At 52.8% G+C, this 22222-nt stretch carries 13 protein-coding genes and 1 tRNA gene; 8 read left to right on the forward strand and 6 right to left on the reverse strand.

Annotated elements, in window-relative coordinates; all coding sequences use genetic code 11:
• The first annotated feature begins 111 nt into the window (after window positions 1-111).
• Window positions 112-1062 carry an IS481 family transposase gene (locus tag NB640_RS09300; RefSeq protein ID WP_269308434.1) on the forward strand — a complete coding sequence of 317 codons (951 nt, stop codon included), beginning with the start codon at window positions 112-114 and terminating at the stop codon, window positions 1060-1062.
• Here the strand turns inward: NB640_RS09300 and NB640_RS09305 are convergent.
• From NB640_RS09305 to NB640_RS09315, 3 genes are all read right to left on the reverse strand, one after another.
• Window positions 1040-1711 (reverse strand): hypothetical protein, encoded by a 672-nt coding sequence (locus tag NB640_RS09305; RefSeq protein ID WP_269308435.1) that lies wholly within the window; start codon window positions 1709-1711, stop codon window positions 1040-1042. The two genes, NB640_RS09300 and NB640_RS09305, sit on opposite strands and share 23 nt — an antisense overlap.
• A complete protein-coding gene (locus NB640_RS09310) occupies window positions 1711-2739 on the reverse strand; it encodes a ParA family protein (RefSeq protein ID WP_269308436.1) in 1029 nt (342 codons plus the stop codon). Before NB640_RS09310 ends, NB640_RS09305 begins: the two co-directional genes overlap by 1 nt.
• Before the next feature lie 200 nt (window positions 2740-2939).
• A tRNA-Leu gene (locus NB640_RS09315) sits at window positions 2940-3024 on the reverse strand.
• Window positions 3025-3256: 232 nt separating this feature from the next.
• On the opposite strand from NB640_RS09315, the gene rnr reads away from it, so the two are divergent.
• The 3 genes from rnr to cysE all read left to right on the forward strand — a co-directional run bounded on the left by rnr (window position 3257) and on the right by cysE (window position 7312).
• Window positions 3257-5740, forward strand: coding sequence for a ribonuclease R (gene rnr / locus NB640_RS09320; RefSeq protein ID WP_269308437.1), 2484 nt, complete (start codon window positions 3257-3259; stop codon window positions 5738-5740).
• Entirely contained in the window at window positions 5737-6480 is a 744-nt protein-coding gene (rlmB, locus tag NB640_RS09325) for a 23S rRNA (guanosine(2251)-2'-O)-methyltransferase RlmB (protein WP_269308438.1), read from the forward strand. The genes rnr and rlmB overlap by 4 nt, the downstream gene beginning before the upstream one ends.
• Before the next feature lie 82 nt (window positions 6481-6562).
• Window positions 6563-7312 carry a serine O-acetyltransferase gene (gene cysE / locus NB640_RS09330; RefSeq protein ID WP_269308439.1) on the forward strand — a complete coding sequence of 250 codons (750 nt, stop codon included), beginning with the start codon at window positions 6563-6565 and terminating at the stop codon, window positions 7310-7312.
• Window positions 7313-7386: 74 nt separating this feature from the next.
• On the opposite strand, the gene NB640_RS09335 is transcribed toward cysE, so the two are convergent.
• The gene (locus NB640_RS09335) at window positions 7387-9099 is read right to left on the reverse strand and encodes a bifunctional aspartate transaminase/aspartate 4-decarboxylase (protein WP_269308440.1); all 1713 of its coding nucleotides are present in this window, start codon (window positions 9097-9099) and stop codon (window positions 7387-7389) included.
• Window positions 9100-9128: 29 nt separating this feature from the next.
• Window positions 9129-10829, reverse strand: coding sequence for an aspartate-alanine antiporter (aspT, locus tag NB640_RS09340; RefSeq protein WP_269308441.1), 1701 nt, complete (start codon window positions 10827-10829; stop codon window positions 9129-9131).
• Between the two features lie 333 nt (window positions 10830-11162).
• Between aspT and NB640_RS09345 the strand changes: the two genes are divergently transcribed.
• From NB640_RS09345 to NB640_RS09360, 4 genes are all read left to right on the forward strand, one after another.
• Window positions 11163-14018, forward strand: coding sequence for a DUF748 domain-containing protein (locus NB640_RS09345; protein ID WP_269308442.1), 2856 nt, complete (start codon window positions 11163-11165; stop codon window positions 14016-14018).
• Window positions 14018-16033 (forward strand): DUF748 domain-containing protein, encoded by a 2016-nt coding sequence (locus NB640_RS09350; protein WP_269308443.1) that lies wholly within the window; start codon window positions 14018-14020, stop codon window positions 16031-16033. Before NB640_RS09345 ends, NB640_RS09350 begins: the two co-directional genes overlap by 1 nt.
• Before the next feature lie 88 nt (window positions 16034-16121).
• A complete protein-coding gene (locus NB640_RS09355) occupies window positions 16122-19580 on the forward strand; it encodes a DUF748 domain-containing protein (protein WP_269308444.1) in 3459 nt (1152 codons plus the stop codon).
• 144 nt (window positions 19581-19724) lie between these two features.
• Window positions 19725-20069 carry a PsiF family protein gene (locus NB640_RS09360; protein WP_332880210.1) on the forward strand — a complete coding sequence of 115 codons (345 nt, stop codon included), beginning with the start codon at window positions 19725-19727 and terminating at the stop codon, window positions 20067-20069.
• Between the two features lie 7 nt (window positions 20070-20076).
• Here NB640_RS09360 and NB640_RS09370 read toward each other — a convergent pair whose 3' ends face one another.
• The gene (locus tag NB640_RS09370) at window positions 20077-22206 is read right to left on the reverse strand and encodes a putative bifunctional diguanylate cyclase/phosphodiesterase (protein ID WP_269308445.1); all 2130 of its coding nucleotides are present in this window, start codon (window positions 22204-22206) and stop codon (window positions 20077-20079) included.
• Between the last annotated feature and the right edge of the window lie 16 nt (window positions 22207-22222).

Raw genomic sequence — 22222 nt, forward strand, 5'->3', positions numbered from 1 at the left:
ATCCCGCGCATTTACTGTATATTATAACATATTTTAGCCATATATGGCTAAAATATAGGGGATAAAAATAAGTTTGAAAATACGTTGCCAACTGTTCGTTACGGGGGAGAGATGCCCACAACAACAGAGGCAGTGCGTCGAGCAATACAAAATAGTCAAGAGAGCGTGAGGGCGTTAGCAAAGCGCTATGGCATCAACCCCAAGACAGTGGCGAAATGGCGCAGGCGGGAAACCGTCAAGGATTTGCCCACTGGCCCGAAAAATCCTTCTTCAACTGTATTGTCCGTAGAAGAGGAAGCCATTATTGTGGCTTTCCGGCGGCATACCCTGTTTCCCCTTGATGATTGCCTTTATGCCCTGCAACCCACTATCGCTCACCTGAGCCGATCTTCATTACATCGCTGTTTACAGCGTCATGGCATATCCCGCTTGCCAGAAGTTCAGGGCGACAAACCAGTGCCAAAGAAATTCAAGACTTATCCTATTGGCTGCTTCCCTATCGACATAGCCGAAGTACGAACCGCTGAAGGTCGGCTTTATCTGTTTGTAGCCATAGACCGAACCAGCAAGTTTGCCTATGTGGAATTGCACCAGCGAGCAGGAAAAATGCAGGCGGCACAGTTTTTACGCAACCTGCAGGAGGCTTTGCCTTATGCCATTCATACTGTCCTGACGGATAACGGGATTCAATTCACCAACAGAGAAAAGGATCGGTTTGCCTTTGAGCATATTTTTGATCGTGTTTGCAGGGAAAACGGCATTGAGCACCGACTGACCAAGGTAAAGCATCCATGGACCAACGGCCAGGTTGAACGAATGAACCGCACGATCAAGGAAGCGACTGTCAATCGATATCATTATGACGATCACAAGCAGTTTGAAAACTATCTCCAGAATTTCATGAATGCCTATAATTTCGCCCGCCGATTGAAGTCTTTAAAAGGGCTTACGCCTTATGAATTTATTTGCAAAATCTGGACAACTCAGCCACATCGTTTTACTCTAAACCCTATCCATCAAAGGCCGGGACTAAACATCTCTAGTCAATTTCAAAATTTTTAATATATTTTTTTTGGTGATTTGCGAAAGGAGAAGAAAAAAGGTAATTTTCAAACCAGAGGTGTTTCATGAAGGCCGATTCATTAAACGTGATTTTCTCTTTACTGCTGATGTATATTTTTCGGGCAAGATCATGTACCTGATCCCAGTTTTCGTTATCGAGTATGTTTAGAAAATAAACACCGTTTTGATAAACAAGGAGCTTTTTCCCGAAAATTTCCTGAAGCTCTGACCCGGAGCGATACATTTCTATCAGGTTGGGGGAAATAAGAATGCGTGGGTACGTAGCATGTTTGTTTTCCAGTTCGTGCGCCAGGGTAACCGCGTGACTGTAAGTGAGATTGCCATTCTGAAAATGCCTCGCATAAGCCAGCCCGCCCCTGATGTATAAATCCCTTTCCAAAAATGCAATAAACGTATCCTTTAAAATTTCCAGAAATTTAAGGAAATTGTTATGCGTGTTACATGTCAGGATTATCGTATCGGATATCGCCTGGTAATTGAATACAGCGGTGTTGACTGAAGACAGAAAAGACAAGGCCTTCTGCAGGTCTTCCTTGAAGGAGAAATCAGCGTTCTGGATGTCTTCTTCCAGCCGTGCCCGGTAGCCGATTACATCAAGAAGGGCAAGATAGATATATGACGTATTCATCACGAAATTGCCTTTGCCAGCTTGTTGATTTCATTGCGATAGTCTTCCATTCGATCTACCCAGGGTTCCCAGACCGAACCGTAGTACATTCGCCCGTCACTGGACGCATCCTTGGTGTGTTCCTGCTCGATATCGAAAATGGCCCGGCCGAATAATTGCGCCGTCGGAGCAAGAGCCTCTACATCCTTGATGGAGGCGGTAAAGGGTTTTTTCGCGGAGAAGTTTGACTTGACTCTCAACCCCTTTTGCCCCACCAGGGAGGTCTTGATTTCCTCCAGGATTTTATCCTGCCATTTTGTGTAGGATTCTTTGACTTTTGATCCGCCATGCACTTTAAAATTTTGCAGAACGGTTCCAGCAAGTCTCGGTTTACCCCTGAAGGGTTCAATGCCAAAAGGAGATAAAGTGCTGGCTATGACCTGGTGTCTTTCAATCCATTCATGAATGACCTGGCCCAAAAGCTGAACCGCCTGATAACAAAAGCGATCAGGGACAAGGGGGACAATCAGTTCGTCACAGCTTAATATGACGGTACGGGTGATGGCGCCAGAGCTTGGCCCCACATCGCAGATGGTGAAAGCAAAATCATGTATACGCCCTAACGCACGCAGTAACCTGCTAAAGGCGACATAGGTGTTTTTTTCATGAATATTGTCTGTGACAGCCTGATTCCATGCGGTACCGAAATACGTTTCTGCCCGTGAAAATTTCAGATCACCACGGAGCAAAAATAAGCCCTTATATTTTTGATGTTCAGACAATGTGACGTTATTGGCATCTATTTCCGCCTGTTTCCCTTGAAATCTTGGGAGCATGGCGTCGTAAATGGATGTCCCGGGCAATGCCTGATCAGGGTCACTCAACTCTTCGTTGATAGCAAAAAACATTTCGGTCATATTGCATTGGGGATCGCAATCAACTAGCAGAACCTTCTTGTTTTGCTGTGATAAAAGCACCGCAAGATTAAAGGTCGTTGTTGTTTTGGAAACCCCGCCCTTGTTATTGTATAGAGACACTATTTTGCACATTATTGTTTCCTTTAATGAATGAATAGGCTTATCTTTAAAAGTAAAAACAAGGCGTCTTTTACAGCGAGCAAAGAGAGATTTATCTGCTCAGAAATTCTTGAGAACAGGGTAAACGTGTTCCCTAAAAAGAAAATGCAAAAATCCCGTTTTTCAACGGGATTTTTGTTGCGTAATCGATTGATTTGATTGTTACTTTGGCTTGGTGCCCACGGAGGGATTTGAACCCCCACGTCTCTCAACACACGGACCTGAACCGTGCGCGTCTACCAATTCCGCCACGTGGGCAATATCTCATAAAGAGAGTGGTTGTCGGACACGAGTACGATTTTGTGTCATACTGATCCGACAGAAGCCAATCATTTTAGCATGATTTTATCCGAAGTCAATCTCCTTGCGTTTCAATGTGAAAAGCGCGAATATTGTGCTTTCCGCAAGTGAAACAGCGCTTTTCGGGTATGCTGCCAATAAGCCTAAAGCAGTATTTTTATCGAATATTTATCAGTAAAGACGGATTAATTTGAGCCGATATCCTTATCCTATTCCCAGCCGGGAAGAAATCCTTGATGCACTCAGGAATGCCACAGGCAGCCAGAGCGCGAAAACCATCGCCAAGACGCTCCATGTGAAGCGCGGCGAAATAGAAGGCCTCACGCGCCGCCTGGAGGCGATGCAGCGTGACGGACAACTGAATTTCACCGAGGCAGGTGGTTATAGCATCAGAAATTCCACACGCTTTATTGTCGGGCAGGTCTCAAGCCACCGGGATGGCTATGGCTTTCTGCTGCCGGACGAGGGCGGGGACGATATTTACCTGTCTGAAAAGGAAATGCAGAAGGTCATGAATGGCGACCGCGTGCAGGTGCGCGTGATTGCCAGTGATCGCCGTGGGCGTTTTGAGGGCACGATTGTCGAGGTGCTTACCCGTGCGCATACCCATGTGGTCGGGCGTCTCCTGCATGAAAACGGCACCTGGCTGATCGCGCCGGAAGACCGCCGCATCGCGCATGACATCATCGTCGAAAAACCGCCGAAAAATGCGCAGGCCGGACAGTTTGTGAATGCCAAGCTGCTCACGCAGCCATCACGTTATGCCCAGCCGCTGGGGCAGATTGTTGAAGTGCTGGGTGATATGGATGATCCGGGTATCGAGATCGAGATAGCTGTTCGCAAATTCGGTCTGCCGCATATCTTTTCCAAGGAAGCGATGGATCGGGCCAACAGCCTGCCCGATACGGTGCAGCCGGCTGACCTGACGGATCGTGTCGATTTGCGTGATGTGCCTTTTGTGACGATTGACGGGGAAGATGCCCGCGACTTTGACGATGCGGTGTATTGCGAGCCGGTGGAAATGGGCAAGACGACAGGTTATCGCCTCCTGGTGGCGATTGCCGATGTCAGCCATTATGTGAAGCCCAATGACCCGATCGACAAGGATGCGCTGTTGCGTTCCACCTCGGTCTACTTCCCCCGTCGTGTCATTCCCATGTTGCCGGAAAAACTTTCCAATGGCCTGTGCTCGCTGAACCCGGATGTGGATCGCTTGGCGCTGGTGTGCGATATGGTCGTGAGCGCGGAGGGCAAGCCGGATTTTTACCAGTTTTATCCTGCGGTGATAAAATCTGCCGCCCGCATGACCTATACCGCTGTCGCCTCAATCCTGGAAAGCCCCCGCGGGCCTGAAGCGGCCATCCATGCCAATGTGGTGCCGCACATCCGCAACCTGTTTTCTGTGTATCGTGTCCTTTTTGAGGCGCGTGAAAAGCGGGGGGCGATTGATTTCGAGACGGTGGAAACGTATATCGTCAGTAACCCGGAAGGCAAGATTGAAAAAATCCTGCCGCGTGTGCGAAATGATGCCCACAAGCTGATTGAGGAGTGCATGCTGGCGGCCAACGTCTGTGCGGCTGACTTGCTGATCCGGCACCATCATCCCGGTACCTACCGTATCCATGCTGCACCGGGTGAGGAAAAGCTGGACCAGATTCGCGCCTTTTTAGGGCCGCTGGGACTGAGGCTGGGTGGCGGCAATTCACCGCAGCCGTCGGATTATGCCGTGCTGATCAAGCAGGTGATGCCGCGCCCGGATGCGCCGCTGTTACAGACGATGCTGCTGCGTTCCATGCAGCAGGCGATATACAGCCCGGATAATGTCGGTCACTTTGGCCTTGCCTACAAGGCGTATACCCACTTTACCAGCCCGATCAGGCGTTATCCCGATCTGCTGGTGCATCGCGCCATCAAGGCGATTTTGCAGGGCAAACGCTATGAGCCCACCGGTATTGACCGACGCCTCTTGAACAAGAATGTGTCCAACGCCATGCGCCGTCAGATGAACAAGGACAAACTGGAAGGCAGGGCCACCGGCACGGCGGAAGATTCGATCTGGCATGCGCTGGGCCTGCACTGCTCGGCCAACGAACGCCGGGCCGATGAGGCATCGCGCGATGTGGAAGCCTGGCTCAAGTGCTACTTCATCAAGGACAAGCTGGGCGAGCACTTCACCGGCACGGTGTCGGGTGTGACTTCCTTCGGTATTTTCGTGCAGCTTGATGATCTGTTTATTGAAGGCCTGGTGCATATCACCGACCTGGGTTCGGATTATTACCATTTTGACGAGGTACGCCATGAGTTGCGCGGAGAGCGCAGCGGGGTGCGTTACCAACTGACTGACCGCGTGACCGTACAGGTCAGCCGGGTGGATCTCGACAGCCGCCAGATTGATCTGGTCATCATCAGTGGCCCGTTCAAAGGTGGAAAAGAAGGCGCAGCGCAGGGGCAGGGGCAGGGCACTGCTTCGGCACCCCCACCGGTGCTGTTTGACCGCTTCAAAAAGCGCGGCATTGCCCGTGTGTCAGAAAAAGGCAACCTGCCGCCAGGCGTGGCAGCGGCCAAACGCAAGAGCAATACAACCCGCAGTAATAATGACAGTGTCCCTTCCTTCTCCGGGAAACCAAAATCCGGAGCAAAACGGGCCGAAACACGGAAACGGAAACGTCGATGAAAAAAAGTATGATTTTTGGCTTTCACGCGGTGACTGCCCGCCTCCGGCATGAGGCGTCTTCCGTTGATGAGATTTACTACGACACCGAACGTGCTGACCGCCGCATGCAGGACCTGCTGCGTCTGGCAAAGGACGCAGGCGTCAGGCTGATACAGGCGGACGATAAACGGCTTTCCAGCATGGTTGGCACACACCGGCACCAGGGCGTCGTGGCACGGGCACAGGCCCTGTCACTGGCGAGAAATCTGGATGAACTGCTCGACGCCATTGAAGGGCCGCCGCTTTTGCTGGTGCTGGATGGTATTACCGATCCGCACAACCTGGGGGCCTGCCTGCGGGTGGCTGACAGTGTGGGGGCCCATGCAGTCATCGTGCCGCGCGACAAGTCGGTCGGCCTGAATGCCACGGTGGCAAAGGTGGCCAGTGGTGCGGCAGAGACTGTACCCTATATCACCGTGACCAATCTGGCGCGCTCACTGCGCGAGCTCAAAGAACGCGATATATGGGTGGTCGGCACGGCAGACAGCGCCGAAAAATCGCTGTACGAGACGGACTTTACCCGGGGTGTGGCACTGGTGATGGGTTCCGAGGGTGACGGCATGCGCCGCCTGACCCGCGAAACCTGTGATGAATTGATCGGCATTCCCATGTTCGGGCAGGTGGAAAGCCTCAATGTCTCGGTGGCATCAGGCGTCTGTCTGTATGAAGCGAGACGCCAGCGCCTTGTTGCGGCAAAGTAGCCTGTCCGGCGGACCCGGATTTTGCAGGGAAGCCCAAACAGGCTATTATCTGCCTGCTTAACCTTCTTTTTTTGACAGCCCCATGTTTCGGAAACTTCGTGAAGACATAGCCAGCATCCTTGAACGCGATCCGGCCGCCCGGAATACGTGGGAGGTGCTGACGTGTTATCCGGGGCTTCATGCCATTTTGCTGCACCGGATTTCGCACTGGCTGTGGCGCCACCGGCTTCGCTGGCTGGGCCGCTTTCTTGCCTACCTGTCGCGGATCATGACCGGTATTGAAATCCATCCGGGCGCCATCATTGGCCGCCGGGTATTCATCGACCACGGCTTTGGTGTTGTGATCGGGGAAACGGCAGAGATCGGGGATGACTGCACGATCTACCAGGGCGTGACGCTTGGCGGCACCACGCTGGCGGAAGGACGCAAGCGGCATCCGACACTTGGGCGGGGCGTGATTGTCGGTGCGGGTGCGCAGCTGCTGGGCAACTTCACCGTGGGGGAAAATGCAAAAGTCGGCTCCAATGCCGTGGTGGTGCGGGAAGTGCCTGCCGGGGCGACAGCCGTTGGCAATCCGGCCCGGATTATCCTGCCATCGGACAGGGACCAGGGAGACGATGCGGCGACCCGGCTCTTCTCATCCTACGGTATCACAGTCAATGGCGACGATCCGCTTTTCAAGGCCTTGCGCGGGCTGATCAACAATGCCGCCACCCAGGATACCCAGCTCCAAAACATCAAGCAGGCGCTGGAAAATGCCGGTATCGATTTTGAAAAAGTGCCGGAAAACCAGAAGGTGGATGCAGAGCAGCTCGGCAAGCTGGTGGAATAAGCCCTTATTGCGTGAACAGAAAAAAGCCGTACGGCGCACTACGCAGTACGGCTTTTTTGCCGGCCGGGAAAAGTTTATTTTTTCCCGGCGGTTTTATTGCGTGCCGAAGAAGAAAGCACTTTTTTGGCCGACTTCGCGATTTTTTTTACGTTGGCGACTGTCCGGGATTTTGCCGAACCGTTTGCAGCTTTTGATTTGCCACCGCCCCGTTTGTACTGATCGTAGTATTTGTCCAGCAGGGTACGCACGGCCTGGCCGATACGGGTGTATTCAACTTCTGTCAGGTTGGCCAGCGAAACGCGTGCGGACGGGTGGCTGGTGCCAAAGCCGGAACCCGGCAAAAGCACGACACCGGATTTTTCCGCCAGTTCAAACAGGAATTCATTGGGCTCGAGTTTTTTCAGCAGCCATTTGACAAAATCCGGGCCATAAAGCTGTACCCCCTGGGTTTCCAGATCCAGCAGATGGTAATAGGCGACTTCGTTCTCGTCGTGTTCCGGCCGGATTTCCTGGTCACGGTAGAGCGCATCCAGGCGGCGGCGGATCAGGCGTTTCATGGCCTTCTTGTATTCGTCATTTTCATCCATCAGGGCAAAGAGTGAAAACATCACCATCTGCACCTGCGCCGGGGTGGCAAGGCCTGCGGTATGGTTCAGCGCCACGGTACGGCTGTCCGCCACGAGGCGGTCGATGAATTTCAGGTGGCGCGGATCGGTGGTGATGGATTGGTAACGCTCATCCAGTGCTTTTTTTGTTTTTTCCGGCAATTTGGCAATGGCCTTGTCGAAGATGTTGTTTTCGTGGACGGCAATCACGCCGAGGCGCCAGCCGGTTGCGCCAAAATACTTGGAAAAGGAGTAAACGAGAATGGTATTTTGCGGGCAGGTGGCGAAAAGCGAGGTAAAGTTGTCGGCAAAAGTGCCATAAACATCGTCCGTGAGGATGATGAGATCCGGGCGTTTCTTGACGATTTCAGTGAGGTACTGCAGGTCTTCATCCGAAATCCTGACCGAAGGCGGATTGCTCGGGTTGACCAGGAAGAAGGCCTTGATTTTCGGGTCAAGCAGCTTGTCGAGTTCTTTTTTGCTGTATTGCCACTGGTTTTCGGGCTCGGCATTGATGCCGATTTCAACGAGCTGGTAGTCGTTGAGTTCGGGGATTTCGATGTAAGGCGTGAAAATGGGCATGCCCAGCGCGATGGTGTCGCCTTCTTTTAACAGATGGTTTTCCTTCATCGACTCGAAAAGATAGGTCATGGCTGCCGTGCCGCCCTCAACGGCAAACATGTCGAATTTGCCGGTAAAGGGAGTATTACCGATCATTTCCTTGCGGATGTATTCGCCGACGATTTTTTCCGAGAGCGTGAGCATGCGGTCCGGTACCGGGTACATGCAGCCGAGGATGCCTTCACACATTTCATAGATGAACTCACCAGCGGGAATGCCAAGGTGATCCCGCACGTAGGAAACGGCTTTGCGGATAAAGGGAACGCCCTGGACATTTCGGTATTCGTTGGTGAAGATGTCAAATCGCCCCTCCAGACCGGTTTTTTCGGGAAAACCGCCTACGCCTTCCGGCAGGTAGGAAAAGCTGCGCTCGGACTCCTGCATGGCAAAAAGCCCCATCTGGAAGAAGCCGTGGCGCGGCTCGGTTGCCAGGAAATTGGGATTGCCCCGCCCGGCATTCAAAAGCAGCTGGGCCTTGTTCTGCGAGGCGGTATCAATGAGGAAATTCTTGAGTTCAAAGGGGCTTAAGGATGCCAGTTCCTTCAGGTTGGGCGTGCTCATGGTTGGTTCCTTTCAGTGAGAAAGTGTATTCAGGTAAATGCCACAACAAGCGGGCCGAGTAGCGTGAGAAAGACATTTGCCAGCGCATAGGTGATGGCAAAGGGCGTTGTCGGGACCGAGTTTTCCGCCTTGTCCAGGATTTCGCCAAATGCCGGGTTGGCGCTGCGCGAGCCGCTCAAGGCCCCGGCAAAGATCGCCACGTTGTCGTACTTGAGGACGTAGCGCCCAAAGACCATGGTGATGATAAGCGGGATAATGGTGACGAGCACGCCGATCAGGAAAATGGAGACCCCGTGCGCCTTGACGGTATCAACGGCCTGCATGCCGTAATTCAGTCCGACCACGGCAACAAATCCGGCAAGTCCCAGATCTTTCAGCAACTGTGAAGCGGCACCCGGAAGCGAGCCCATATTCATGTGCCGGCTGCGCCACCAGCCGAAGATGAGGCCGGATAGCAGCGCACCGCCGCCACTGCCGAGCGTGATGGGAATGCTGTCGATGTGCAGGACCACCAGCCCGATCAGGAGGCCGACAACGACGCCCAGGCTCATGAAGACCATATCGGTTTTTTCGCTCGGGATGATGGCGTAGCCGAGTTCTGCCGCCACACGGCGAATATCCTGTTCTGCGCCGTAAAAACGGAAGATGTCACCATTTTCAACCTGGGTATCCAGTGCCACGGGAATAATATTGCCACCGCGGGAAATGGAGAGGATATAGATGCCGTGCCGCATATCGGGGGACGTCATGTCCCGGATTTCACGTAATGTCTTGTCGTTGTATTTGGTACTGGTCAGCACGATTTCACGCGTCAGGATGGGCAATTGCATGTCCCTGTCTGCGGCTTGTTCGCTGCCGAGCATTTCCCTTGTGGCCAAAAGGGCGGAACGCTGGCCGATGACAAGAATTTTGTCATTTGCTTCCAGTACGGTCTGCGGGGAGACACCGAGTGACGCATTGTTGCGCCGGATGCGCTCAATGGTGATCGGGTAGGCGCCGAATGACTGTTCAAATTCGCTGACGGTCTTTCCCGCAGCGGTACCGGCTAAAAAGACGCGTCCGATGAATTCCGGTGCGGCAAGCTGCTCACCTTCACCCAGGATGATGCCGGTGCTGTGCTGGGCAGCTTCAGCCTTCATGGCATCGTCACGAATCGTCCTGCCCATGAATTTTTCCAGCAGGTTGACACAGATGAGGATGGTGCCGAAAGAGCCGAAAATATAGGTGACGCCGTAACCAACCGAGATATTGGCCACCATTTGCGAGGTGACCTCAGGCCCCAGATTCATGCTGTTGATGGCGGATTCGGCGGTGCCCATGATGGCAGACTGGGTCAGCCCGCCTGCAGCGATACCCGCTGCGGTTCCCTTGTCCAGTGAAAAGACATGCGCCAGGATGACGACGGTTGCAAGACCGGTGAGGGCAAGAACCCCTGAAAGAATGATTTCGCGGATACTTTGCCTGCCCAGTGAGCGGAAAAACATGGGGCCGCTGGTATAGCCCACGGCGAAAATAAACAGGGCAAAGAGGATGTTTTTGACCACATCATTGATGTGCACGCCGAACTGGCTGACTAAAACAGCCATGAGCAGGGAGCCTGCCACGCCGCCCAACTGGAATTTGCCGAAATTGATCTTGCCGACAAGATAGCCAAGACACAGTGAAAGAAAAAGGGCAAGCTCGGGTGAGACAGTGAAAAGATGGTGAATGGCAGCATAAATGGTGTGCATGCGAATCCTCTTTTAACGGTTGCAATAAAATCGCACCACCGGGTTGCGATTGTATTGGGTATTGAACCGCAGAATAACAGGGGCTGTTCAGAGGTTTATCAAATGTCCTGTCGAATACGCTTTCATTAGATACAGTCGCTGTTTGCGCGGTTTTGCGCAGAAACAAACACGAAATGGACCGGGTTGCGCAATAACAAGCAGAAAACGGGCCGGGCGCCACGCAGGCGGGTTTTTGTAAGAATATGTATCGTTGTTGGGGAAACGGCGTGAAATTATATGGGAAACGGTTTATCCTTAAACGAACTGAACACGAGCCAGGACAGGTGCCCATAAATGATCGAAAGGCTGAAAAAAGCGGTTTCAACAGATGCGCTGAAAAAAGCAGCCTCCCGTGCCGCCCGCATCCGCATTTCCCGGCGGATCGGCATTGGTATCGGGTGTTTTCTCATCGCTTTGCCACTGCTTTATGCGGCCCTTGGCTTTTGGGTGCTGCCGTCCTATATCAAGTCAAAGGCGCAAGGCATCGCCACAGAAAAGCTGCATCGCCAGCTTGTCATCAACAAGCTGGATTTCAATCCCTTTGCCTTCACGCTGAATGTGGAAGGGTTCAGCCTGTCCGAGCCCAACAGCGAAGAACGTTTTGTCGGGTTTGATCAGTTGTATGTCGAGGTGTCCGGATGGTCTGTGCTGAAAATGACGCCGGTTGTTACCGAATTCAGGCTGGTCAATCCCTTTGCCCGTATTGTCCGTCTGTCGGAAAAGGAACGCAATTTCGACGATATCCTGGCACTTTTCAAAAAAACCGAGGGCGAGGAAAGCAAGGAAGAGGCTGTGCAGGCCGAGCCGGATAAACGGCCGCAAAATGCCGAGGAGAGACGTGCCGCCATCCGCAAGCGCAAATTCGGCATTTACAATTTCCAGATCATTGATGCCCGAATCGAGCTGGAAAACCGGGAAAAGGGTACAAAGACTCTTATCAGTGATTTCAATGTGGGTTTACCCTATCTGTACAGGGGACCGGTACGTGGCATTGCACGCCATGTCGAACCGGAATTTCATGCCATGATCAATGGCAAGAAACTGGAAATCATCCGGGAAAAACCGTCTGAAGACAGCCGGGATCGTATTCTCAAGCTCAACATGGACAATATTGATCTGACGCGCATCTTCAATTATGTGCCTTTCCATCCGGCCTACAAGTTCAATGAAGGCTGGCTGGATCTGAATCTGTCGTTTTATATCCACCGCCCGAAAGATGGGGCCACCAGTATGGATATCGGCGGGCAGGTGACTGTGCGCTCGGTTCACATGACCCAGCAGGGCAAGCCGCTTTTTGACCTGGAAAAGCTGGATTTGCACCTGGGACAGAATTCACCGGTCAAGGGCGAATACCGTATCAACAGGCTGGAAATCGTCAAGCCGGAAATCCATGCGATCAGCGACAAAAACGGTGTGCTGAATTTTGCCAACCTGCTGGCCCATGCCGACAAGGTGGTGGCGCCGGTTGAGGATGAGGAAACGCCGCCCCAGGCCGGGGTGCGCAATGCCGCCATGAAGCCGGGAGAAGAGGGCAAGGTGGTGAAGGCATCGGTTGAAGAGGCCGAGCCGAAGGGAATGACCATTGCGCTTAAGGAGCTGCTCATCAAAAAAGCGCGGCTGCGCTATACCGACCAGTCAGACCTCATGCCGATGGATGCGTCAGCCAGCAGTTTCGATCTGACCGTCAATGATGTGCTCCTGGATTCGGCAAAGCGCGAAATCACTGTCGGCAGGGTATCCTCACCCTCAACGGCAATGGATATCGCTTTTTCCCGAGAGCGCGGCAAGCCGGGCGGCGAAAAAGTCGATGAAGACAAATCAACAGGCAACGACAAGGAAGATGAGGGCTATACCCTGCGCCTGGCCAAACTGGAGATTGCCAACTGGTCTGCCAAACTGAAAAACAGTAATACGGCGGATTTTGCGGCATTGCCGGTTTCTGCCACCGTCAATAAATTCGGGCTGACCATAACAGATGCCGAGGTGGATCTGAATACCCGCGCAGTCAAAGTCGGGCAGATACAGTCTTCCGGTGGCAGCTTTGATGTGGCAATGCACAGCACGACTTCTGTGGCGGTCTCCAAAAACGACGGGAAAAAAGCTGGCAGCACATCACCCTTCACGGTGCAGGTGGGCAAGCTGGGCATTGCCAACTGGTCCGGCAAGGTGAAAAACACCAGTGCGCGTGACGCGGCGGCATTGCCGTTTTCGGCAGTGGTCAGCCGCCTGGGCGTGACTGTGGAAAATACGGAAGTCGACCTGAAAAACGAAACGATTACCGTGGCTTGTGTCCAGTCTGCCGGCGGCAGCGTGGATGTGACCCTGGATGATCATCCGGCAGGCAACAAGGCGCCATCCGCAGCGGCTGGCGGATCGGCGTTTCATATTACGGTGGGACAGCTCGGGATCACGAATTGGTCCGGCAAGCTGAAAAACAACAACCAGGGGGATCTTGCCGCGCTGCCGGTATCAGCCAGTATCAGCAAATTTGGCCTGAATATCGACAATACCCGCGTTGATATGAAGCAATCGACTGTCGCTGTTAGCCAGATCCGTTCGACAGGCGGGTCTTTCGATGTGCTGATGGAAAACCATCCGCCCAGGGTGCCTGTTGCCAGCAGCAGTGGAAAAGAAGCGGGCACGCCATTCAGTATCAAGGTCGGCAAGGTGGATATTGCCAACTGGTCAGGCAAGGTGAAAAACAGTAACCGGTACGATCCTTTTGAAATGCCGTTTTCCGCCACCCTGACCAAGCTGGGTGTCACTGTAGATAATACCGATATCAGCCTGAAAGACCAGACCATTTCGGTTGCCAGTGTCAGCTCCAGGGGCGGTAATGCCGATGTCGAACTGGAACCCTACAAGAAGCCGACCAGTGTGGGCAAGCGTGCTGCTGCCCGTGCGGCTTTGTTGGCTTCCATCATCGAGGCGAAAAAAGCACAGCAGGCAGACGGATTTTCCATCAGTGTGGGCAAGGTCGCTGTCAGCGACTGGTCGGCCCGCATGAAGAACAAAAATACGACAGATCGTGCCGGACTGCCGATTTCAGGGCGTGCCCAGAAGGTTGACCTGTCTGTGGCCAATGTGAAGCTCGATACGAAAAAGCGTGATATCAGTATCGGTGAGATTGCCTCAAGGGGGGCGTCCTGATGGGACAGCTCGAAAAACACGAAAAAGTGGAGGCGAAAAAAGCGGCTGAAGGGGCCAAAGCCGTGGTTATGCCCTCAGAAGACCCCTATACCATGAGCATTGGCAAGCTGGCGATTACGGGCTGGTCTGTCAAGGGACGCAATATCAACCTCAAAAACCCGCTGGGCGGGGCGATTACGGATCTGTCGGTTACCGGTCAGGATATCTCTTCCTCACCGGGAAAATCCAGCCAGTTTTCTGTGCGTGCCACGGTCGACAAGACCGGAAAGTTTTCCGCGGATGGCAAGGTGGGACTTTCACCACTGAATGTGAACCTGGCGCTGGACATGAAGGATCTGAGTATTGTTGCCATCCAACCGTATATTGAGGATTACGTCAACCTGACCATGAACCGGGCCAATCTTTCGCTTACCGGTACCCTGGCGCTGAAAGAAAACAAGGACGGTGCTCTGGAAGGCGGGTACCGGGGGGATATTTCCCTCGCGAAGCTGCGAACCGTTGACCAGGTCAACAAGGATTCTTTCATCCGGTGGAATCTGCTTGCCCTGAAGGATGTGGAGGCAAAACTCATGCCACTGTCCGTCCATATCAAGGAGGCAGAGCTGAATAATTTCTTTGCCCGTGTGATCCTGAATGCCGATGGGCGCCTGAATCTGCGTAACATCATGCGAAGCGATGCGGGCGGCCAGATGAGCCTGACAGAAACGGACAGCGAACTTGATGCCCTGGCCGATACCGGGGGCAAGCGGGAAAGCGCGGTCAAGGACAAGGGTAACGTGATGGTCGGTACGGTCAGGCCCGATGCGGATGGAACGGATGCCAATTTGCCGATGGTTGTGGTTGAGAAGCTCACCCTGAAAAAAGGGCGGGTGCGCTTTACGGATAACTTTATCAAGCCGAATTACACCGCCAATATCTCCGAAATGGAGGGCACGGTCACGGGACTTTCCTCTGATCCGGATGCCTCGGCCAAGCTGGATATTCGCGGACAGGTCAACAGGGCGCCACTGGTCGTGGCTGGCACGATCAGCCCGCTGAAGGAAAATCTCACACTGGATGTCAAAGCCCAGGTGCGGGGCATGGAACTCGCGCAGTTCAGCTCCTACACGACAAAGTACATCGGTTATGGCATTGACAAGGGCAAGCTTTCTTTTGATGTGGAATACAAGCTGGAAGAGGGGGTCCTGATCGCACAAAACCGGCTTATTCTGGAACAGCTTACCTTTGGTGAAAAAGCACCGGGTGAGCCGGTAACCAGCCTGCCGGTTGAACTGGCCGTATCACTGTTGAAAGACAGTAACGGGGTTATCGACATCAACCTGCCGATTGGCGGTTCGCTGGATGACCCGAATTTTTCCATTGGCGGCATCCTTGCCAAGGTTTTTCTCTCTTCGTTAAAGCGTGTCATCCTGGCGCCATTTGCTTTCCTCTCCATCAAGTTTGGTGGCGGGGCGGAGTTGGCGTGGCTGGAATTCGATCCGGGCAGCTTTGTGATTCCGGAAAAAGAAATGCCCAAGCTGGAAGCGCTGGCCAAGGCATTTGCCGAGCGTCCTGAACTCAAACTCGATATCACCGGGCGTTATGATCCGGCAGCGGATCGCGCCGGTCTTGCCAGGGCTGCGATTGACCGCAAGGTGCGTATGCTCAAGCGCAAGGATCTCCAGGAAAAGGGTCAGACGGTCATGATGAACCAGTTGAAGGTTCAGGACAGCGAATACCCGGAACTCCTGGAACGGGTATACAAGGATGAGGATATCAAGAAGCCGCGCAACTTTATCGGGATGCAGAAAAAGCTGTCGGTTCCCGAGATGGAAAAAGTGATGCTTGATGGCTATGAAGCCACCGAAGAAGAATTCCTGGCATTGGCTTACCAGCGCTCAGAGCGCGTCAAGGCATGGCTGGTTGAAAAAGGCAAGGTGGCCGACTCACGGATTTTCCTTTTGGCCAGCAAGGCCGGCGAGTCCGGAGAGAACGGTGAAACCGCTGCACGTGTGGATTTTGCCATACAGCAATAAACGCAGTGGCTGCATGCTATCATAAGACCTGCGCAAGGCAACGTTTCTGTTGCAGCACATGTTACGATCCGACCACCTGGAGTGCTGAATGCGAAAACCTGATATTGCCCAACTGAAGTCGCTGTTTTTACGGTATCGCCGCAAGCTCATTATCGGTGTGTCGGTGCTGTTTTTCATTCTGTTTGTCAGTGGCCTGTCGGGTTATATTTTCCTGCCCGGATTCATCAAGACCAAAGCCCAGCAGGCGGTAGCCGAACAGCTTCATCGCAAGCTGACGATCGAAGATATCAGTTTCAACCCGTTTTCCCTGTCCGTTACCCTGAAGGGGGTAACACTCAGTGAGCGGGACAGCGAGGAAGTTTTTGCTTCCTTTGACAGGCTGTACGTCAATGTTTCCACTTTTTCCGCTTTCACCTTTTCTCCCATCATCCGGGAAGTCGAGCTGGAAAACCCTTATATCCATCTTTCCCGCACGCAGCATAACCAGTACAACATCAGCGATATCATCGACATGGTGATGAAGCCGGATGAGGAGAAAAAGGAGCCGCTGTCTTATTCGGTCAACAATATCCAGGTGGATGGCGGAAAAATCATCTTTGATGACCACCCCATGAAAGCACAGCACCGGGTGGAAGAAATCAAGGTCCGTATTCCCTATATTTCGTCCAGCCCTTCACGGGTTGAAACGTTTATTGAGCCGCATCTCTCTGCGCTGGTCAATGGCACAAAAATGGAGTTGTCCGGAAAGACCCGTCCCTTTGCCGAAGACCGGGAAACCATATTCAACATGGCGCTCAAAAATATCGAGTTGCCCGGGTACATGCAGTATCTTCCCTACAAGCCGGCTTTTCATATGGTCAAAGGCAATCTGAGTTTCGATTTGAACCTGCATTTTATCCAGTATGCCAGCAAGCCTTCTGATCTGGATATCAGCGGAACGGCGCAGATTGATTCCCTCATGCTGACAGATCTTGCCAGAAAACCCATGCTCGGCTTTAGCAAGCTGGCCATCAAGCTCGATAAAAATGCCATTTTTGCCAGCGACTACCATATCGCCCATATCGAGCTGGCCCACCCGGAAGTCTATGCCGTCAACAGTGCAGAGGGGCATCTCAATTTACTGGATCTCGCGCCGAAAACGGCAAATGCCCCGCCGAAAAAAACGGCAGCCGATGGCGAGGTGAAAGAAAAAGCCATGCCGCTGAAGCTGGCGTTGAAACAATTTGTCCTTTCGGGGGGCAAGCTGAGCTATACCGATTATTCGGCAGGCAAACCCTATAATTTCACGGTAAATGCCTTTAACCTGACCGTGGATGATGTTGGCGTGGATATGGGGGAAAAATCCGCCCGTATCAGCAGGATTGCCTCTGACAGCGCTGAACTGGAAATGGCGCTGGAAAAAGCGCAGGGGCGCCGCCAGGCTTCTCCAGGAGGGAGCGGTTCGGGTTCGTCTGACTTCAGGGTGGATATCGGGAGTGTCGATATCACGAACTGGTCGGCTCACATGCAGAACAAAAACCTGAGAAAGCCGCTGGGTGCAAAAATTACGGGACTTGCCGCCAGTATCCAGGAAATTTCCACAGAGCCGGGCAAGATCTCTACACTTGATATCACGGCTGACGTGGACAAGAAAGGGCATATTGCGGTGAACGGCAAGCTGGGTATCGCCCCGCTTTCTGCCGATCTTGCGGTTGACTTGAAACAGGTCAGTATTGTTGCCATCCAGCAGTATATTGACGAATACGTGAATCTGACCTTGCGCCAGGCAGATGTTTCGACCAAGGGACACCTGACACTTGCCACCGGAAAAGGCGGCGCGCTCAAGGGGGAATACAAGGGGGATGTGAGTGTTGCCAACCTGATGACAACCGACCAGATAAAGGGTGACCAGTTTGTCCGCTGGAAAGACCTGTCACTCAAACAGCTGCATGTGCAGCTTTCTCCCTTTTCACTGACAGCCCGACGGGCTGACCTGGACAGTTTTTTTGCCCGGCTGATACTGAGTTCGGAAGGCCGCCTGAATCTGCAGAATATCCTGCGAAGCGAAGCCGGCGGCAAAAAGAGCCTGACAGACAGCGATGAGCATCACGAGGCACCGGTAACAGAAGATGTTGCATCAGCGCCCTCTTCGGCGCAGCCGGCTGACGGCGCGGAAAAACCCCTGCAGGTGGCATCTGTTTCACAGGCCCTGCAGCAGGCAGAAGCGTCGCAGGTCGGTCAGGGTTCGCCGCCGGCAGATGCTTCACAGCAGGAAAAGGCTGCCGGGGAAGAAAAAGCCGCAGCACCCGCAACGGCAATTGAAACAACGGTGGATATGGAGATCAATGAAGTTGTCTCCCGCCCGGTCGCTGCTGTCAAGACAGCCGGTACGATGCCGCCCATCCGGATTGACCGCTTCCAGATGACAAACGGCCGTGTGCGTTTTACCGACAATTTTATCAAACCGCACTATACCGCCAACATGGACAGGGTTCGCGGTGTGATTACGCGTATATCCAGCGCAAGCAATGCCATTGCCATTGTCGACCTGAGAGGGCAGGTCAACCGGGCACCGCTCACGGTTACCGGTAGCCTGAACCCCTTCAATCCCGCCTTCTCACTGGAGCTGGAAGGGCATGTGAAAGGCATGGAGCTTGCGCAGTTCAGCTCGTATTCAACGAAGTACGTGGGCTACGGGATTGAAAAGGGCAAGCTGTCCTTTGATGTGACATACAAGGTGGAAAACGGGGAGCTCAGTGCGGAAAACCGCCTGGTGCTGGACCAATTGACCTTTGGCGAGAAAACCGAAGCCAAGCCTGTTATCAGCCTGCCGATACAGTTTGCTGTCAATCTGTTGAAAGATGGCGATGGTGTCATTGATATCAGCCTGCCGGTATCCGGCTCACTTAACGACCCGGAGTTTTCTGTTGGCGGCATCGTGTTCCGGGTGATCGTCAATCTGATCAAGAAAGCGGTTACCGCGCCATTTTCTTTGCTGGCAGCGGCTTTTGGCGGTGGAGAGGAGCTTTCCTTCCTGGAATTTGACCCGGGCAAATCCGATGTCACCGACAAGGGGCTGGAAAAACTGGGTACGCTGGTCAAGGCATTGCAAGGGCGCCCGGCCTTAAAGCTGGATGTGACCGGGTGTTATGACCCCGAAGCGGACAAGGCCGGGCTGGCAAGGCAGGCAATCAACCGGAAGGTGCGTGAGTTAAAGAGAAAAGAAATGGGGGAAAAAGGAGAAAACCTGCGTTTAAGCCAGATAACGGTCAGCGACAAGGAATATGCCAAACTGCTCAAGGAAGTCTATAGTGACGCCGACTTCAAGAAGCCGCGCAATTTTATCGGCTTCCAGAAGTCGTTACCGGCAGCCGAGATGGAAAAACTCATGATCCAGAATTATCCGGTGACAGAGGAAGAATTCATGGGGCTGGCAGACAAGCGGGCAGCGAATGTGAAGGCCTGGCTGCTGGATAAAGGGGAGATTCCCCAGGAGCGGGTCTTTATCCAGGCCAGCAAGAAAAAGACAGGTGATAATGCCACCCGGGTGGATTTTTCCCTGCACTAAGGCTTTGTTTGATGCAGCTCAGTCTTTGGGCGAAAAAGCATGAGGTATCGTAATGTCTGTGGCAGAGTCTCCTTACCCTGTTTTATCAGGAAGGGGTTGTACCAGGAGCAACAGGCGGTAATTTCATTTTCAAGGGAGAGCAAGATGCGAAAATTGTTGATCATGCTGATGGCGGGGTTTTTTGTTACAACGGCGGCTCAGGCGGCAACCTGTGAAGAACAGGCATTCGGAAAAAACCTGCATGGTGCAGCCAAAACCAGCTTTGTGAAAAAATGTGAAAGGGATGCAGCGCAGAAAGCCTGTGAAGAAAAAGCGGCAGAAAAGAATCTGCATGGTGCAGCCAAAAACAGCTTTGTGAAAAAATGCGTAACGGATACGCACTCTGAGTCGGCAGCACAAAGCTGTGAGGTGAAGGCAGCGGAAAAGAATCTGCATGGCGCAGCCAAAACCAGTTTTATGAAGAAGTGCATTGAAACGACGTCAAACTGACAGGGTATCAGACGAGCAGTTCCAGCAGATGTTTTAAGGGCAGAGGCTTGTGATACAGGTACCCCTGCATGATATGGCATCCCCATTTCTGCAGGTATTGTGCCTGTATTTCTGTTTCCACTCCCTCGGCAATGAGGGTCATATCGAGGCCCTGTGCGATTGAAATAATTGCAAGGACAACTGGGTAGTCGCCATCCGGATCGTTGATCTCACTGACAAACGAGCGGTCAACCTTGATCGTCTGTATCGGGAAACGATGCAGGTAAGCCAGCGAGGAATAACCGGTTCCAAAATCATCAATCGAGATATCCACACCGATATCATTCAGTTCATTCAATTGGATAATGGCATTGGCAGGATTGCGGATGCAGATGTTTTCCGTGATTTCCACCTGGAATAACCCGGGTGAAATGCTGTGCCGTTTCAACGCCCCCTGTATTTTGCGGGGGCAGTCACAGCGGTCGATATACTGTGGCGACAGGTTGATTGAAATGGGCACAATCTCTTTTTTGAGCGTTTTCGCAATGTGGATGTCGTAACAGACGGCTTCCAGCATCCACTCTGTCATCGGAATGATCAGCCCGTTTTCTTCTGCCAGCGGCAGAAATTCACCGGCAGCCAACAGTCCCCGCTCAGGGTGGTTCCAGCGCATGAGCGCTTCAGCGCCAATGATTTTTCCGCTGGCGAGGTCCACCTGCGGCTGGTAGTACATCTCCAGTTCATTACGCTCAAGCGCCCGACGCAAGGCGCGTTCATGGGAAAGGATATGAGGCGCGCGCGCCATGGTCTGGTTGTAAAACAAGATGCCATTTTTGCCCTGTGTCTTGACATGGCTCATGGCGATATCAGCATTGCCGATCAGTTCTTCCACTGTCGTGCCATCTTCAGGATACATGGCAATGCCGATGCTCGCGGTAATGGTCAGTTTTTCTTTATCTGCCGCTATCTCAAATGGTGCCCCCAGGCTCTCTGCGCAGCGGGTTGCGATATCCTGGACCCGTTTCGGGTCGGACAATCCCGGCATTGCCAGGACAAATTCATCGCTGCCAAGACGCGCAACGATGTCGCTGTAGCGTGCGATTTCTTTTAACCGTGCGGCAACCTGTTTGAGCAGGAAGTCACCCTTGGCATGGCCCAGCGAGTCGTTAATCAGCTTGAAGCGGTCAAGATCGATAAAGAGAATGGTCAGTCCTACCTGGTATTTTTTGGCATGCTGCAGTTCGGCATCCAGTTTTTCTTTCAGCAGTGCACGATTGGGCAGGCTGGTGAGCGCGTCGTAATTGGCATGAAAAGAAATAATCTCCTCAGCACGCTTATTATCAGAAATGTCGCGCGCAATAAGATAGGTTCCCTTGACCTGATGCATGGATGAGATGGAAAACTGCAGATTCATCAGGGTCAGTAAAAATGATGCCGGATGCGCTTCCTCTTTCGTGCACAGCCGCAATTCTGTCTGCAGAAATGGCTCGGTCCGGTGATCAAATACAGCGGTCGCCCGCTCAAGATCGGGCGGGTGAACCAGCCTGGAGTAATGTTGCAGCGACAGTTCATCGGGGAGGTATCCCAAAAGCGTTGTCACGCTTTCATTGATAAAGGTGATCTGGCCGCCTTCATTCAACGTGCAGACAATATCCGGCACATGGTTTACCAGGCTGCGATACAGCTGTTCGGAATAACGCAATTGCAATGATATGGAACGGTTTTCCGCTTCCAGGAAGCGCTTGGAAAGCGCGTTTCTGACATCCTGGAGCAACTCTTCCGGAGAATAGGGTTTTTTCAGAAAACGATAGGCACCACGGCGGTATGCCTGGCTGGCGGCATTGGCTTCCGTCGTTGCCGAAAGTACAATAATGTCGGGATTGAACGCCTGTTTACTGATGAAATCCATCAGGACATACCCTTCAAGATCCGGAAGATCCAGATCCAGCAGGATCAGGTCAAAATGGCCCTTTCTCAACAGGCGAAATGCCTCAAGGCCTGAGGTGGCTATGGCCGTTTCTGATGGGTACTCCTCCAAAAGTGCCAGAATACTGGCAAGGTGCTGTGGCTTGCCATCCACCAGCAGGATGCTTGGTGAAAAAACAGCGTCAGGGGTATTCGCCGGAAAAAGAGATTGCTGGGTTTTTGTGCTTGTCACGCGAGTGCCTATGATA

The organism is Oxalobacter vibrioformis, assembly GCF_027118995.1.
Taxonomy (GTDB): Bacteria; Pseudomonadota; Gammaproteobacteria; order Burkholderiales; family Burkholderiaceae_D; genus Oxalobacter; species Oxalobacter vibrioformis.

Excerpts from the sequence above, each read along its gene's own strand:
- NB640_RS09300 (WP_269308434.1), top strand. The coding sequence starts at position 112 with ATGCCCACAACAACAGAGGCAGTGCGTCGAGCAATACAAAATAGTCAA.
- NB640_RS09305 (WP_269308435.1), bottom strand. The coding sequence starts at position 1,711 with ATGAATACGTCATATATCTATCTTGCCCTTCTTGATGTAATCGGCTAC.
- NB640_RS09310 (WP_269308436.1), bottom strand. The coding sequence starts at position 2,739 with ATGTGCAAAATAGTGTCTCTATACAATAACAAGGGCGGGGTTTCCAAA.
- rlmB (WP_269308438.1), top strand. The coding sequence starts at position 5,737 with ATGAAAAAAAGTATGATTTTTGGCTTTCACGCGGTGACTGCCCGCCTC.
- cysE (WP_269308439.1), top strand. The coding sequence starts at position 6,563 with ATGTTTCGGAAACTTCGTGAAGACATAGCCAGCATCCTTGAACGCGAT.
- NB640_RS09335 (WP_269308440.1), bottom strand. The coding sequence starts at position 9,099 with ATGAGCACGCCCAACCTGAAGGAACTGGCATCCTTAAGCCCCTTTGAA.
- aspT (WP_269308441.1), bottom strand. The coding sequence starts at position 10,829 with ATGCACACCATTTATGCTGCCATTCACCATCTTTTCACTGTCTCACCC.
- NB640_RS09345 (WP_269308442.1), top strand. The coding sequence starts at position 11,163 with ATGATCGAAAGGCTGAAAAAAGCGGTTTCAACAGATGCGCTGAAAAAA.
- NB640_RS09350 (WP_269308443.1), top strand. The coding sequence starts at position 14,018 with ATGGGACAGCTCGAAAAACACGAAAAAGTGGAGGCGAAAAAAGCGGCT.
- NB640_RS09355 (WP_269308444.1), top strand. The coding sequence starts at position 16,122 with ATGCGAAAACCTGATATTGCCCAACTGAAGTCGCTGTTTTTACGGTAT.
- NB640_RS09360 (WP_332880210.1), top strand. The coding sequence starts at position 19,725 with ATGCGAAAATTGTTGATCATGCTGATGGCGGGGTTTTTTGTTACAACG.